Source organism: Rhizobium mulingense (assembly GCF_029194105.1).
Classification (GTDB): Bacteria; Pseudomonadota; Alphaproteobacteria; order Rhizobiales; family Rhizobiaceae; genus Rhizobium; species Rhizobium mulingense.
Window position 1 is genome coordinate 81,033 of the sequence record NZ_JARFVE010000013.1, and the last position, 14,678, is coordinate 95,710.

Genomic DNA, 14,678 nt, shown 5'->3' on the forward strand with positions numbered 1-14,678 from the left:
ATTCAGTGCGACTGCAAAGGCGATCAGCGTGAACCCAACGATAGAATTGCACTCGCATCCCGGACTCGACGAGCGGATCGTAATCGTCAGGGCCGGAGACGAAGTGGATGCCGTGTTTGTCAGGACCGAGAGGTTCAACGTCCTGATCGATACACTCGGTACACCCGAACTGTGTCGGAGGGCGCTGGATCTGCTGGAGGAAAAACCCGCGGCCCGCCCGCTGATCGTCGTCAATTCGCATATGGATTGGGATCACTTCTGGGGGAACGCCGCCATTGCAGGGCGTGCTCCCATCATCGCGCATGCCGCAGCACTCGACCGTCTGCGCGGTCGCGAGACACAGCAGGTCCTGACGGACAAAGCCGGCGAGGAATCGCGGTTTGGCGCTGTGCGGCTCATCGGCCCCGACATCACTTTCTCCGGCTCGATGGTACTGAACGGCGGCGATCTGACGCTCGAACTCATTCACACGCCGGGACATACGCCCGACCATCTCGCCGTCTGGATTCCCGAATTGCGCATCTGCCTGGCCGTCGACGCGGTGGAATATCCCATTCCTGAGGTCTGGAGCAGAAGCGCTGATGATCTGCGTCTGATCCGCTCCTCTCTCGAGCGTATCCGCAACCTTGATGCGAGGCTGGTCATCCCCGCCCATGGCAGGACGTCCTCTCCTTCGACAGTCGATAAGAACCTCGCCTATTTCGATACCCTGGCCGATCGTGTCGGATCCATGAGCGAGGGCCAGTTCACGGATCCGCAACTCGGCAGTGAAACCGGCTTCAGGCTGGAAGACTTCGTTGCCATTCCGGACGACATGCCTTCAGATACTTTGGCGTTCTACCGGAACTGCCATGAGACAAATCTCGGCGCCGCGGTTCAGGCTCATATCGAAAAGCGAAAATCCGCGTAGCTGTCGCACAGGGAGACCAGGACGTGAAGCTGTTGGAGGGCGGGCGGACCGGGCAGATCTGGCGCGACGGCGATAGCGTGATCAGACCATCAGGCGCATGGACGCCGACGGTGCATCGGTTTTTGCGCCATCTCAGGAATAGAGGCTTCCGGGCGGCGCCGGAGCCCATCGCGATATCAGCCGAAGGCCAGGAAGTCGTCGGCTACGTCGCCGGGCGCGTCTGCGAAGACCTCAGCGATCCCCTTGTCGGATCGGAGCGCATGCTGATATCGGCAGCGAGGCTTCTGCACGAGTTTCATTCGGCCTCCGAAGGTTTTCTGGAATCGGATGGTGAGATCAAGGCATGGATGCTGCCGCCGCAGGAGCCGCGGGAGATCGTCTGCCATGCAGACTTTGCGCCTTATAACGTCGCCACCGTAGATCACGAGGCTGTCGGGATCATCGACTTCGACACTGCCCATCCCGCGCCGCGCCTCTGGGATCTCGCCTATGCGGTCTATCGCTGGGCGCCCCTCTCCGATCCCGCCAATCCGGCTGTTGCATTCGACCTCGACGAGCAGATGCGGCGGGCGGAAATCTTCTGCACCGCCTATGGGGCGACGGTCGAAGAACGGCGCCGGCTTCCGGATATGATCTGCAGGCGGCTTCAAGCCCTCGTCGACTTCATGGTGGCGAGTGCCGCAGCCGGAGACGAGAGCTTTGCCGAGGATGTCTCGGCGGGAGACGCACGCCTCTATCTGAACGACATCGGCTATCTCGGCATGCACCGAAATCGGCTTTTGAAAGGGCTGTCCTGACTAAAGCCACTTACGCCTGCGGAAGAAGGTGAACAGGCTGAGGCAAAGGACGCAGATGACGCCGAGCACTGCAAAATAGCCGTACTGGAATTTCAGTTCCGGCATATCGTCAAAATTCATGCCGTAGATGCCGGCGATGGCGGTCGGAACGGCGAGGATCGCCGCCCAGGCGGCGAGCTTGCGGGCGATCGCGGTCTGTTCCGTCTGGCCGATCATGACGCTCGCCTCGAAGGCGAAGGCCAGCACCTCGCGCAGCGCGTCGATATCCTCCTGAACCCGGCGCACATGATCGGTCACATCGCGAAACAGCGACTGCAGCGTCGGGTCCATGCCGGGGAGGTCGATGTGCTCGTATCGCCGGCAGACATCCACCAGCGGCACCACGGCGTTGCGCAGCCGCAAGAGCTTGCGCCGCAACAGGTAAAGCCGTTCGATGTCGGATTTTTCCAACTGTTCGCGCAGTACCAGATCCTCGAGCTTCTCGACCTCCTCCTGCACGACCTCGATGACGGGCATGTAGTTGTCGACGATGAAATCGAGGATGGAATAAAGGATGTAGTTCTCGCCATGAGCAAGAGCGGCGGGCGTTGCCTCGCATCGCTGCCTGACCGCCAGGTAGGAAGAGGACTCTCCATGGCGAACGGAGACAACATAGCCGCGGCCGACGAACAGATGCGTTTCGCCGAAGATGATCTCGCCATCCTTCATATGGGCGGTGCGGGCGACGATAAACATCGCATCCCCGTAAATCTCCAGCTTCGGGCGCTGATGGGGCTGCGCCGCATCCTCGATCGCCAGCGGATGGAGATTGAACTCTGCCTGCACCTGGTGCAGCAGCACTTCATCCGGCTCATGTAAGCCAATCCAGACGATGGCATTCTCGCGGCTACGCCATTCGCCGGCTTCTTCTATCCTGATGTCGCGAATGCGCTGCCCGTGCTGGTATACGGCGGCGGCTACCACGCCCCGCCGCTCATGCCGCGGCGATGCAGAGCCGCTGCCAGCCTGCGGAGGAACACCGTCCGGCTTCTTCAACCGTTCCAAATCCTGCCGTCCTCCATTTCCAGACATAGCCTCGCCATGGCCGGCCTCGCCGATCCGTGTCGTGCGATCATAATGCTATTTCGCCCAATATGCATCCGCCTCGATGGAAGCCGATTCGGCGCAGGACGGCATCAAGTCTCCGTGGAAATATCGTCCCAGTCACGGCGGATGCTGCCGCTCTGGCTCGATCATCTGCTGATGTCGGCACGCCTTCCGACTGAAGCTGAGCAATAGCCGGGCTTTGCGGGCCTGCGCCTCGTCCGGGGTTTGGGAAACGACCGCCTGTACCGGAAGTATCAATGCAGAAGAACTGAAAATATGCGCTTCATCATGAACTGGTTCCTGTCATCCCTTACCCACTATCGATAGGCATTTTTCTGTCTGAGCGGGCTCATGAACACGCAAGGGGCGGCGAGTTTCCGGAAAATTGGTAAACGGCCTTGTTACCTCCCGGAACACATCGTTAAATTTTTTTCGTTACAATGGGATCACGTGAAGCCGGTATGACGCCGGGACCGTTCGATGGGGACTTTAATGCGTCGTCCAAACATAAAATCGAGTTTGCTGTTGATCTTCAGCGGCATCGCCCTGCTTTTTGGTCTTGTCGCTTATCTCGCCGTCGATGGTCTTCGAAATACCAACGGTTCCACCGAGGAGATCGCGACCCGCTGGCTGCCGAGCGTGCAGGCTTCGCAGGCGATCAATCTCAACATGACGAATTTGCGCCTCGCCTACCGCGATCACGTCATCGCGCAGACCGAGGCTGAGAAAAAGACGCGCGAAGAGTCCATTGCCGTCGCCGAGAATGCCATTCGCAAATCGGTGGACGCGTATCTTCCGCTTGCTTCTTCAGACCACGAGCGCGAACTGATCAAGACGATCAAGGAGAGCGTTGAGGGCTATATCGCCAGCAGCTCGCAATTGCTCGCCCTTTCGCGCGCCAACAAGACCGAGGAAGCCGGGCAATACCTAGGCGCGGGGATGCGGTCCTACTCGGACAAGCTGAAGGAAGCGACGACGAGCCTCGTCGAGCTGGATGTCAGCGGCAGCAACGAGGCTGCCGAACTCAGCAAGGAAACCTTCGCCTCGATAGAATTCTACCTTCTTGCCGCGATCGGTTTTGCGGGATTGCTCGTTCTCGGCGCCGTCGCCTTCGTGCTAAAGAGCATCGCCAACCCGATCACCGGCATCACCGTCTCGATGCGGCGCCTGGCCGAGGGCGACACTGGCTCGGAAATCCCCTTTGCCGACCGCGCCGATGAGGTTGGCTCGATGGCTGCGGCAGTAGAGGTCTTCCGCCAAGCGGCGATCACGAACAAGCGACTGGCGCTGGAAGCCGAAGAAAACCGCAACAAGGCGGAGGCCGAGCGCGCTGCCGCCCAAAAACAGGCGGAAGAAGACGCTTCGGAGCGGCTGCGCATTGCCACCTCGGGTCTTGCCGCCGGTTTGAAACGGCTCGCCGCGGGCGACCTCGCCTTCCAGCTCAACGAGGCCTTCGCTCCCGACTTCGAGGCGCTGCGCCACGACTTCAACCAGTCGGTAACGCAACTGGGCGCGACGCTGAGAGCAATTTCCGAAAGCATCGGCACGATCGACGAAGGCACGCGGGAAATTTCTTCCGGTGCGAGCGATCTTTCCAAGCGCACGGAGCAGCAGGCCGCCTCGCTCGAGGAGACGGCCGCCGCCCTGGAAGAGATCACCGCCAACGTGTCGAATTCCAGCAAGCGGACCGAGGAGACGCGCACGGTCGCCACCGAGGCAAATCGCAGCGCCGGGATCTCCGCAGAAGTCGTCTCCCATGCAGAGGAAGCGATGGAACGCATCGAGACCTCGTCGCAGCAGATTTCCAACATTATCAGCGTCATCGACGAAATCGCATTCCAGACCAACCTGCTGGCCCTGAATGCCGGCGTCGAGGCGGCGAGAGCCGGTGAGGCCGGCAAGGGTTTTGCCGTCGTTGCCCAGGAAGTGCGCGAACTCGCACAGCGCTCCGCGGGCGCTGCCAAGGAAATCAAGGGCCTGATCCAGAACTCCTCGAAGGAGGTGGAAAGCGGCGTCAGGCTGGTGCGCGATACTGGCCAGGCCTTGAAGACCATCGGCGGCTTCATCACTCAGATCAATCACCATATGGATTCGATCGCCACGTCTGCGAAAGAGCAGTCGATCGGATTGAGCGAAGTCAACGTCGCGGTCAATCAGATGGACCGGACCACACAACAGAACGCAGCGATGGTGGAACAGTCGACCGCGGCATCCGACTCGCTCGCGCAGGAAGCCCAGAAGCTTCGCGAGCTGATCAGCCAGTTCAGGCTCTACGATGCGGCCTACGGCCAGTCGGCAGCTCTTCGCTCGACAGCGAGGACGATGTCGCAGCCGACAGCCCGCGCCGCCATCCATACGGTCGCGGCACGTCGCTGAACAGGGGCGAATGACAGACCCCTGCCCTGACGACAGCTCACGCAAATACAATAAGAAGGCGCCCGGCCAGTACCGGGCACCCTTCATTTCGTCATGACGCGAAGGCCGGATTGCGCCGCGCGCCCATTCTCAGCACGAAATAGATCGCTCCGCCGATGGCAACGCCGAAGAACCAGCCATAGGTGCCCCACCAATCCGGCAGGATCGAGGTGAAGGTCGGCAGGATCGAGGAGAATAGCGCGCCGATCGCGAATGCGATGAAGGCATTGCCGTGCCATCCGTTCTGGAAGCGGAATTCGCCATTCTCGCGGTAGAGCGCTTCGACGTTCAGCTGGCTCTTCCGAATGAGATAATAGTCGACCATCATGATGCCGAAGATCGGACCCATCGTCGAACCGATGAAGTTGACGAAATGCGCCGCACCCGTCTCCCAGGGGGCAAACGGATAAAGCACGAGAGCGATCAGGGCGGCGATATATCCCCCCCGTTTAAAATTGATCTGGCGTGGGAAGACATTGGCGAAATCGAAGGCCGGCGACACGAAATTCGCCACGACGTTGATGCCGAGCGTGGCGACTGCGAATGTCAAAGCGGCAAGCAGCGCCAGGAACCAGCTATCAAATTTCGCTGAGATCATTTCCGGATGCAGCAGCACCTCGCCGTACACGGTGAAGGCGGCCGTGGTCGTGACGCCTGCGACGAGGCAGAAGGCCAGAAGATTGATCGGCAGGCCCCAAAGATTGCCTTTGCGCAGCGCCTTTTCGCTCGTTGCGTAACGCGAGAAATCGCAGAAATTCAGGTAGAGCGCTGCGAAATAGGTAATCCAGGTGGCGGCGACAGCGGCAAGTGCCGCAATCGAGCCGGGTTCACCCGGCACGCCGGCATCCTTGGTCTTCTCGATCAGCACATCGCGCGGGATTTCCGAACCGAACGAGAAGGTGCCCGACTTGACGACCAGATAGACGGCCAGGATCAGCATCATGATCCAGACGGCGGGGCCGGCCCAATCCTGGAACTTGCGAACCGTTTCCATCCCCCGCTGAATGATCAGCAGCTGCAGCGCCCAGACGATGACGTAGCAGATGAGTTCGAGGGTCGAGTGGCCGAGCATGTGGCTGTTCTGATGGAAGGCGAGCAGGCTCTCGTTCCTGATCAGGAGGGCGACGATGGCGCCGGATGCGGCGGCGGTCTGCGCGCCGTACCAGAAGCAGGCGACCACCGCCCGGACGAGTGCCGGAACATTGGCGCCGAAGGTACCGAAGGAGGCCCGCGCCAGAACCGGAAAGGGTACGCCGGTGCGCACACCGGCATTGCCGACCAGGCTCATCAGGAAGAAGATCACCAGGGAGCCGATGCCGATAGCGATGACGAAATTGACGAAGCTGCCGCACAGCAGGAACAGGCTCGCCGCCAGATAATAGCCCCACAGGCTGTGGACATCAGACGTCCAGACGTTGAAGATGCTGAATGCACCCCATTTGCGCTCCGCGGCGGGTGCAAGGTCCTCGTTATACAACGAGGGAGACGGATCTCGAATGCTCATGAATGCCCTCCCATATCCCCTGTGGCGACTCGACCACGGAAGGAAGTTTGCGCCTCATTTAGGCATCTGACAATTTAATAGTCACATTGTACACAATGCTGATCGCCGCATTGTACAGATCCTCCAGAGCGCGCCCGGGCTGCTCAATACGCGCCGACGAAACGTCCGGCCAGGCGAAACGGGCTTGCGACTGCGCGCCGAACTTGGCGAGCGACGCGTAGCGGTCGTGCTCCAGCCCGTCCGACGCCTGGATCGACGTTATGTCGATGATCCGGCCTTAGGGTCGGATAGCTCATTCACGTGCCCTTCCTGCCGGGAGGGACTGAAAATTCGTACTGTTCATAGGTAAGGGTCTCGGACCAAGCGCTCCCGAACTCGCCTCGCATGGCATCAGCGCGCCGGTTGGTCGCACTAGGACGCTCACCCGGTCGGAGGTGACTCGGAATGAAGCGCCTCATTCAGATGAACCGGCTTGAGAGCCTCCGGCGACGGCCTTGTGGCGCAACCCGGAACATCGTCAGCGCCATCGCCGGCAGCATCGCCGAACCCACTTTCGGCAGCAATTTCAAACGCCGTTTCACTATCGCCCCCTCCGCTTCGAAGCCGAAGGCGCGTTTCAGTGCGCTCATGTCGAGGTCCCACACGCTGTTCCCGCGTGGGATGGCTTTGCTTGCGCCATCCCACGCATTGCGTTTCGGTCCGTGTTGCAAGCCGCGGAGGCATGAGGGGGCTGTCAAAACCTGTCCTCATGCTTCCGCCGCGGCGTGGGCCCGAACCTGCTCATCCCTCGGGATTCTGAACCATGCGACGTAGAGCGCCGGCAGGAACAGCAGGGTCAGCGCGGTTCCGATGACGATGCCGCCCATCATGGCGTAGGCCATCGGCCCCCAGAAGATCTCGCGCGAGATCGGGATCAGCGCGAGTGTGGCCGCCGCCGCCGTCAGCATGATCGGCCGCATCCGGTGTTCCGTCGCCTCGATGACCGCCTGCCACGCAGCGACACCTTCGGCGCGCAGATGTTCGATCTGCACGACCAGGATGACCGAGTTGCGGATCAGGATGCCGATCAGCGCCAAAATGCCGAGGATCGCGACGAAGCCCATGGGGGCGTTGCTCAGCAGGAGCGCCGCGACCACGCCGATCAGCGCCGTCGGCGCCACCGCGAAGACAAGGAAGAGGCGACTGAAGCTCTGCAGCTGGATCATCAGGATCGTCGCCATCGTAAACAGCATCAGCGGCGCCACGGCCGCGATCGGCCCCTGGGCCTCGGCGCTGGATTCGACCGCGCCGCCGATTTCCACCTTGTATCCGACGGGAAGGTTCTTCTGGAACTCTTCGACCTTCGGCTTCAGCTGGTCGACGATCGTGGCCGGCTGCGTCGAGCCGATGACGGCTGCCTTGAGGGTGATGGTGGGTTGCCGGTCGCGACGCCAGATCGTCGGCTGCTCGAGCTCGTAGCGGAAGTTCGCAACCGCCGACAGAGGCACGACCTTGCCGTTGGAGCTGGAGAGCTGCAGGTTCTGCAACGTCTGGATGGAATCGCGCTCAGATGCCCTGGCCCGCCCGACCACGTTGACTAGATAGATGTCGTCACGGATCTGCGTTGCCGTCGAGCCTTCGACAATGCCGTTGAGAGCGGTTGCAATGTCCTCGGAGGAGACGCCGAGCTGGCGCGCCTTGTCCTGCAGGACATCGACCTTCACCACGCGGGAAGGTTCGTTCCAGTCCAGAACCATATTCGACAGCAGCGGATGCGAACCGACCACGCCGGCAAACTGCTGGGAAATGTCGCGCACTTTCTGAATGTCAGGGCCGCTGATGCGGTACTGGACCGGCTTGCCCACCGGCGGGCCGATGTCGAGGAGCTTGACGAAGGCGTCGGTGCCGGGGAAGGTTTTTGTCAGATAGGCCTGCAGATCGGCCCGTACCTTGTCGCGCACCTCGAGCCCCTTAGTGACGATTACCGTCTGCCCGAACGACACGTCGGGCGTCTGCACGTCAAAGGACAGGATGAAGCGCGGTGCGCCCTGGCCGACATAGGTCGTCCAGCGGTCGATGTCCTTGTTGCCGGCCAACATATCCTTCTCGAACTTGGCCATCTGCCGGTTGGTCTCGGCAATCGAGCTGTTGTGAGGCAGATTCCAGTCGATGACCAGCTCGGTTCTGTCCGAATTCGGGAAGAACTGCTGCTGCACCAGGCCCATGCCGCCGACTGAAAGGGCGAAGACGCCGACCGTCAGCACGATGGTGATCCAGCGCCAGCGCATCGCGAGCTTCAGCAGCCAGGAGAACACGGCAGCGAAGCGTCCTTTCTTCTCGTGATGCGACTTCATCGTCTTCGGCAGGATGGTGACGCCGAGGAGCGGTGTGAACAGCACTGCCACGATCCAGGAAACGACCAGCGAAACTGCGATCACCACGAACAGCGTGAAGGTGAATTCACCGGCGGCGCTGTTGTTGAGACCGACGGGGATGAAGCCCGCAACGGTGACGAGCGTTCCGGTCAGCATCGGAAAAGCCGTCGATGTATAGACGTGGGTTGCCGCCTTCCTGAGATCGTCGCCCGCCTCCAGGCGTGCCACCATCATCTCGACGGCGATCATGGCGTCGTCGACGAGCAGCCCGAGCGCGATGATGAGTGCACCGAGCGAGATGCGCTGCAGCGAAATGCCGGAATATTCCATCACCACAAAGGTGATGGCGAGCACAAGGGGGATGGAGATCGCCACCACCATGCCGGCGCGCAGGCCGAGGCTGATAAAGCTGATGACGAGAACGATGACGATCGCTTCGAAGAGCGCGCGGGTGAAGCCCGAAACGGCTTCGTCGACGACATGCGGCTGGTCGGATACGCGGTGCACATCGACGCCGATCGGAAGATCGACAACGACGCGTTTCATCTGCGCGTCGAGACCCTCGCCGAATTCCAGAAGATTGGCGCCCTGCTTCATGCCGATGGCAAGCCCGATCGCCGGCTCGCCGTTGAAGCGGAACAGCGCCGACGGCGGATCGACGTAGCCGCGGGTGATCGTGGCGACGTCGGTCAGCGGGAAGAAGCGGTCGTTGATGCGCAGGTTGATCGACCGCAGGCTATCCTCGGATGTGAACTGTCCGCTCACCCGCAAGGCGATGCGCTCCGGACCGGCATCGACGAAGCCGGACTGCGTCACGGCATTCTGGGCCTGCAGGGTCTGGATGACCGACTGCTGGTCGATGCCAAGCGCTGCGATCTGGCGCGTGGAGAATTCCAGATAAATCGCCTCGTCCTGCGCGCCGATCACGTCGACTTTGCCGACATCCGGCACCTTCAGAACCTCGGAGCGGGCATTTTCGACAAAATCGCGAAGCTGGCGCTGCGTCAACCCGTCGCTCGTGAAGGCATAGATGTTTCCGAACACGTCGCCGAAGCGGTCATTGAAGAAGGGACCGACGACCCCGCTCGGAAAATCACCCTTGATGTCGGCGATCATGTTGCGGATGCGCAGCCATGTCGGCGCGACATCCCTCGCCTTGGTCGTCGGCAGAAGTTCGACGAAGACCGTCGTTTGGCCGGCAACGGTCTCGCTCTTGGTATAGTCGAGCGATTCCAGTTCCTGCAGCTTCTTCTCGATCCGGTCGGTCACCTGCCGCGTCACCTCTTCGGCCGAGGCGCCGGGCCACTGGGCGGTGATCACCATCGTCTTGATCGTGAAATTGGGATCTTCCTCACGGCCGAGGTTCAAGTACGAAAAGGCGCCTGCGAGAATGAAGACGATCATGAAGTACCAGACGAGCGAACGATGTTCGAGCGCCCAGTCGGAAAGGTTGAAGGACTTCACTGGTTGATCTCCTGATCGATCCTGATGGCCTGGCCATCTTCAAGTTTATGCACGCCGGCCACGACCACCCTGTCTCCGGGGACAAGCCCTTCGGTGACGCGGACAGTGCCGCCGTCGACGACGTCGCCCGCGATCTTCACGGGGCGCAGTGACACCTTCTTGCCGGGCACATCGACGATCCAGACGCTCGGGCCGTCGCTGCCGGCAAGAATGGCCGAGGAAGGCAGCACAATCTCAGGCTCCGCGGCGATGGTTGCAGCGGCAGTGATAACCGAGCCGAGCCGGAACGCTTCAGGCGGATCGGCGAGCGCAATTTTGGTTCTGCTGGTGCGGGTGGCAGTCTCCGCCTCCGGCGCGATCTCGCGAACGGCCCCCGACGCGCGGATTGTCGGATCGAGTTGCAGCGTCACCTCGAAGGGCGCGCCGATCTTCAGTTTCTGAGCGGCTGCCTGCGGCACGTCGACGACGGCGTCGCGTTTGTCGGGCCGGGCGATGGTCACAACCGTCTGGCCGGCCGACACGACCTGCCCGACCTCGGCCGACGTCGCCGTCACAACCCCATCGAATTCCGCCCGCAGCTGCGCATAGCCCAACTGCTCCTTGGCCTTGTCGAGATTGGCCTGTGCCTTGGCGACGGCGGCCGCGGCCGTCCGCCTCGCCTGCTCGGCCTCTTCAAGCGAGGCTGTCGTGCCCGAGCGCGATTCCACCAGCGCGCGCTGGCGCTGCTCCGTGGTCACTGCGTTTCGGAGTTGAGCGTCGCTGTTTTCCACATCGGACTGGGCGCTGCGCACGGCAAGCTCCAGCGCCACCGGATCGATGGCGGCCACGACGTCACCCTTCTTGACGACGTCGCCGACATTGACGTTGCGGGCAATCATTCGGCCGAGAATGCGGAAGCCGAGTTCGGTCTCGATTGTCGGTTCGATCGTTCCAGTCAGGCTGAGGCTCGTGGCGGGCGTCCGCCTGACTGTCATCGACAAAACCGGACGAGGCGTGTCCGTCCTCTCTTCTGCCTTCGGCGCACAAGAGGAGACAAGGGCCGTGCCCAGCATAAGTGCGACTATCTTTAGACGAATACTCACTTGGAAGCTTCCTTGACGTAAGACACGATCTCACCGGGCCTGAGGAACTTGGTGCCGTCGGTCACCACGACCTCTCCTGCCGACACGCCCGACTTCACGACGAAGCTGCCGGTCTCGTAGTCGGCGACGTCAATCGTCCTCGCCGAAACCACGGATGATGTGGGATCGACGATCCAGATGGCCGGCTTGCCGTCCTTCGAGGTCATTGCCGACCAGGGCAGCTGGATGACGTCCTGCGAGAGGTAGTTGAACCGTCCAACGACGGGAGCGCCCAGCGGAATGGGAGCATCGCTCGATATTGCGACTTTCACCTTGATGGTGCCGGTGGAGGAATCGATCGTCGGCGAAATCTCACGAACCTTCGCCGTGATCTTCTGCGTCGGATCCGACAGAAGGGCCACGGTGCCGTCGCCGTCGATCGGACGCAGGAAGGCGCTTTCCACCACTTCGAACACAGCATCACGGTCGCCATCATGGGCAAGGGTGAAGACGACCTGGGCGGCCTGCGCCACCTGCCCGACCTCGGCATTGCGGGCGGTGATCACCCCGTCGGCGTCCGCCTTCAGCTCTGTGTAGGACAGGCTGTCCTGGGCGGTTTCGAAGAGCGCCTGCGCCGATTTCGTCGATGCCTGCGCTGTCAGAAGTGCCTCCTGTGCTTGGTCGAGCGCCGCGCGGGTCGTCACCTGCGTTCGAAACAGGCTTTGCTGGCGGTCGAATGCAAGCTGGGCCTGGGTCTGCTGCGCCTCGGCCGACTGAAGATTGGCCGCGGCCACATCCAGGTCGGCCTTCTGCTCTTCCGGATCGATGCGCGCGAGAAGCTGCCCCGCTCTCACGGACTGTCCGACCTCGACCAGCCGTTCGATGATCTTGCCGCTGACGCGGAAGGACAGATCGGTCTGGACACGCGCCCGCACCTCTCCCGTGATCGCACCGCCCTGAACCAGCGGCTCAGGCTTGGCGACAACGACACCGACCTGTCGCGGGGTCGGCTCGGCGGGCCTGCTCTCATCACTGCATGATCCGAGACTGATGGCGCATACGATCGCTGTGGCGATCAGAATGGTTCTCATAGTTGACCTCTTGCTCTCAACGGCAGCTTCTATATAATTGACTAACGCATTAGTCAATGAAACTTTGCGCCGCACGAAGAGGGCGCACGCAACAAGGGGACGCAGGAAATGGCAACCCAGAAGAAGCTCACGCGGGCGGAACAGAAGGCCCTGCGGCCCGCCCAGATCCTGGACGCGGCCTTCGAGGAATTCGTCAGAAGCGGCTTCGCCGGCACGCGCGTGGAAGACATCGCCGACAGGGTCGGCGTCACCAAGGGCACGGTCTATGTCTACTTCGAGACGAAGGAAAAGCTCTTCGAAGCCATGATCAACCACTTCTCCGTGCCGTTTCATGAACTGCTCGCGATCGCCGATCGCCTCAGCGGCAGCGCCACCGACAGGCTGATTTCCATTCTCGGCCTGTTCTACGAACAAATTCCCGAGGACCGCGCAACGCGTGAGTTGACGCGGCTCGTCATCTCGGAGGGGCAGCGTTTCCCCGACCTGATCGATCGCCACCACGATCAATTCATTGCGCCGATCATCGCCAAGATCGACGCCCTGATCCTGGAGGGCGTGGCGTCGGGTGAATTTCGCCCAATTCCGGTGGAATTCTCCGACATCGTGGTCGCGCCCATTCTGACGACCACGGTTCTGCGGCTGATATTCGACGACCGCCGCGTGCCCACTCCCAACAAGGAGGCCTTCCTGCGGACCTATTTCGACCTCCTGTTCAACGGTCTGCTCGCCAAGCCTCACTAATCGGCAATGGCTGCGCCCGCATCCATCGTTCGATTGCGGCAGCGCTGCAGCCGGTTTTCGCCGAAAGCGGAAAAATAGGCTGCGAGGCACGTAGCTTTTCTGAAGTCGTTATGTGAAAACATTGAGTTAGCTCGTGCCTTCAAAGGCGCCACCTGAACTCGTGACGGAATAAAGTGGAACGCAAAGTCAATCTCAAGGATGTCGCGCGCGACGCGGATGTATCGCTGAGCACGGCCTCGCACGCGTTGAATGGAACCGCACCGCTGACGATCGAAGTGCGCGAAAGGGTTCTGGATTCGGCCAAACGCCTGGGTTACCTCGACCGACGGAGAAAGAAGGCGACGATTGCCGCCTTGCGCGTGTTGCTTCTCGCCATTCCGGGCGATGCGGCTCCGGAGAGCGACCTCAACCTGGTGAGCTGGACAATCCTCAACGGCCTTAGAAAGGAGTGCGAGCGCCGCGGCATTCGAATCGTGCCCTTCGTCAGCACCGGCCGGCGCATCGACGGCGCTGAGGTCCGGCAGATCGCGCTTGCGGAGCACGCCGACGGCATCGTGGTCCTGAACGACGATCAGCCGGAACTCATCCGCAGTCTCGCATCGGCCGATATGCCCGTCGTCATCGTCAACGGCGAGGATCCGACCATGCTGGTCGATACGGTGACACCCGAAAACCGCTTCGGCGCCCGGCTCGGCATCGAGCACCTGTTGGCGCTGGGACATCGCCGCATCCTGCACCTGACCTGGAAGGGGCGCACGACCATCCAGCGCCGATATGACGGCTTCTCCGATGCCTATTTCGCCGCTCAGCTTCCGGTGCCCGAGGAGATGCTCGTCGAGGCCGAGGGATATGAGCCCCGGCACGGCGAGGCTGCCATCAACGCGCTGCTCGATCGCGATCCGACGATGAAAGGCGCTACCGCCGTCTTCTGCGCCGCCGACAACCTGGCGCTCGGCTGCCTGAAGGCACTGGCCGACCGCGATATCCGCGTGCCGGAAGCAATCTCCGTCCTCGGCTTCGACGACATCGTTCCCGGTGAATTCAGCCGCCCGCCGCTTTCCACGATCCGCGTGCCCACCGACAAGCTCGGCGCTGCGGCGCTCGCGCTTATCGAACAGAGGCTGATCGCCAACGACCCGCAACGGCCGGCTCATCGCCTGGAGCTCGGATGCCATCTCGTCCTGCGCGGCAGCGTCGCACCGCCGCGCTAATGTATGTCGCCCGGAAGTGTGCAGCGGTTCCGGGATAACCAATG

Annotated in this window: 11 protein-coding genes and 1 pseudogene; 5 read left to right on the forward strand and 7 right to left on the reverse strand. The window is 61.6% G+C overall.

Annotated features, from left to right (window positions below):
• The first annotated feature begins 28 nt into the window (after positions 1–28).
• The gene (locus tag PYR71_RS25080) at positions 29–910 is read left to right on the forward strand and encodes an MBL fold metallo-hydrolase (RefSeq protein WP_275621292.1); all 882 of its coding nucleotides are present in this window, start codon (positions 29–31) and stop codon (positions 908–910) included.
• A gap of 23 nt (positions 911–933) precedes the next feature.
• Complete coding sequence (locus tag PYR71_RS25085; protein ID WP_275621293.1) at positions 934–1,707, forward strand: phosphotransferase enzyme family protein; 774 nt, start codon at positions 934–936, stop codon at positions 1,705–1,707.
• Here the strand turns inward: PYR71_RS25085 and PYR71_RS25090 are convergent, their stop codons facing one another.
• The gene (locus tag PYR71_RS25090; RefSeq protein WP_275621294.1) at positions 1,708–2,751 is read right to left on the reverse strand and encodes a magnesium and cobalt transport protein CorA; all 1,044 of its coding nucleotides are present in this window, start codon (positions 2,749–2,751) and stop codon (positions 1,708–1,710) included.
• 199 nt (positions 2,752–2,950) lie between these two features.
• Positions 2,951–3,083, reverse strand: a pseudogene (locus PYR71_RS31085) (DUF4272 domain-containing protein); the annotation flags it as partial.
• Between the two features lie 202 nt (positions 3,084–3,285).
• Between PYR71_RS31085 and PYR71_RS25095 the strand changes: the two are divergent.
• Positions 3,286–5,169 carry a HAMP domain-containing methyl-accepting chemotaxis protein gene (locus PYR71_RS25095; RefSeq protein ID WP_275621295.1) on the forward strand — a complete coding sequence of 628 codons (1,884 nt, stop codon included), beginning with the start codon at positions 3,286–3,288 and terminating at the stop codon, positions 5,167–5,169.
• A 91-nt stretch (positions 5,170–5,260) separates the two neighbouring features.
• Here PYR71_RS25095 and PYR71_RS25100 read toward each other — a convergent pair whose 3' ends face one another.
• From PYR71_RS25100 to PYR71_RS25120, 5 genes are all read right to left on the reverse strand, one after another.
• The gene (locus PYR71_RS25100) at positions 5,261–6,712 is read right to left on the reverse strand and encodes an NCS1 family nucleobase:cation symporter-1 (protein ID WP_275621296.1); all 1,452 of its coding nucleotides are present in this window, start codon (positions 6,710–6,712) and stop codon (positions 5,261–5,263) included.
• 458 nt (positions 6,713–7,170) lie between these two features.
• The gene (locus tag PYR71_RS25105) at positions 7,171–7,341 is read right to left on the reverse strand and encodes a hypothetical protein (protein ID WP_275621297.1); all 171 of its coding nucleotides are present in this window, start codon (positions 7,339–7,341) and stop codon (positions 7,171–7,173) included.
• Positions 7,342–7,458: 117 nt separating this feature from the next.
• Positions 7,459–10,530, reverse strand: a complete 3,072-nt coding sequence (locus tag PYR71_RS25110; protein ID WP_275621298.1) for an efflux RND transporter permease subunit — start codon at positions 10,528–10,530, stop codon at positions 7,459–7,461.
• Positions 10,527–11,612, reverse strand: a complete 1,086-nt coding sequence (locus PYR71_RS25115; protein ID WP_275621299.1) for an efflux RND transporter periplasmic adaptor subunit — start codon at positions 11,610–11,612, stop codon at positions 10,527–10,529. The genes PYR71_RS25110 and PYR71_RS25115 overlap by 4 nt, the downstream gene beginning before the upstream one ends.
• Positions 11,609–12,682, reverse strand: a complete 1,074-nt coding sequence (locus PYR71_RS25120; RefSeq protein WP_275621300.1) for an efflux RND transporter periplasmic adaptor subunit — start codon at positions 12,680–12,682, stop codon at positions 11,609–11,611. Before PYR71_RS25120 ends, PYR71_RS25115 begins: the two co-directional genes overlap by 4 nt.
• Positions 12,683–12,790: 108 nt before the next feature.
• Between PYR71_RS25120 and PYR71_RS25125 the strand changes: the two genes are divergently transcribed.
• Both PYR71_RS25125 and PYR71_RS25130 read left to right on the forward strand, forming a co-directional pair.
• Positions 12,791–13,423, forward strand: a complete 633-nt coding sequence (locus tag PYR71_RS25125; RefSeq protein WP_275621301.1) for a TetR/AcrR family transcriptional regulator — start codon at positions 12,791–12,793, stop codon at positions 13,421–13,423.
• A 173-nt stretch (positions 13,424–13,596) separates the two neighbouring features.
• Entirely contained in the window at positions 13,597–14,634 is a 1,038-nt protein-coding gene (locus PYR71_RS25130; protein WP_183934729.1) for a LacI family DNA-binding transcriptional regulator, read from the forward strand.
• Positions 14,635–14,678: the final 44 nt, after the last annotated feature.

Coding starts and splice junctions, on each gene's coding strand:
- PYR71_RS25105 (WP_275621297.1), bottom strand. CDS start 7,341: ATGAGCGCACTGAAACGCGCCTTCGGCTTCGAAGCGGAGGGGGCGATA.
- PYR71_RS25125 (WP_275621301.1), top strand. CDS start 12,791: ATGGCAACCCAGAAGAAGCTCACGCGGGCGGAACAGAAGGCCCTGCGG.
- PYR71_RS25095 (WP_275621295.1), top strand. CDS start 3,286: ATGCGTCGTCCAAACATAAAATCGAGTTTGCTGTTGATCTTCAGCGGC.
- PYR71_RS25100 (WP_275621296.1), bottom strand. CDS start 6,712: ATGAGCATTCGAGATCCGTCTCCCTCGTTGTATAACGAGGACCTTGCA.
- PYR71_RS25120 (WP_275621300.1), bottom strand. CDS start 12,682: ATGAGAACCATTCTGATCGCCACAGCGATCGTATGCGCCATCAGTCTC.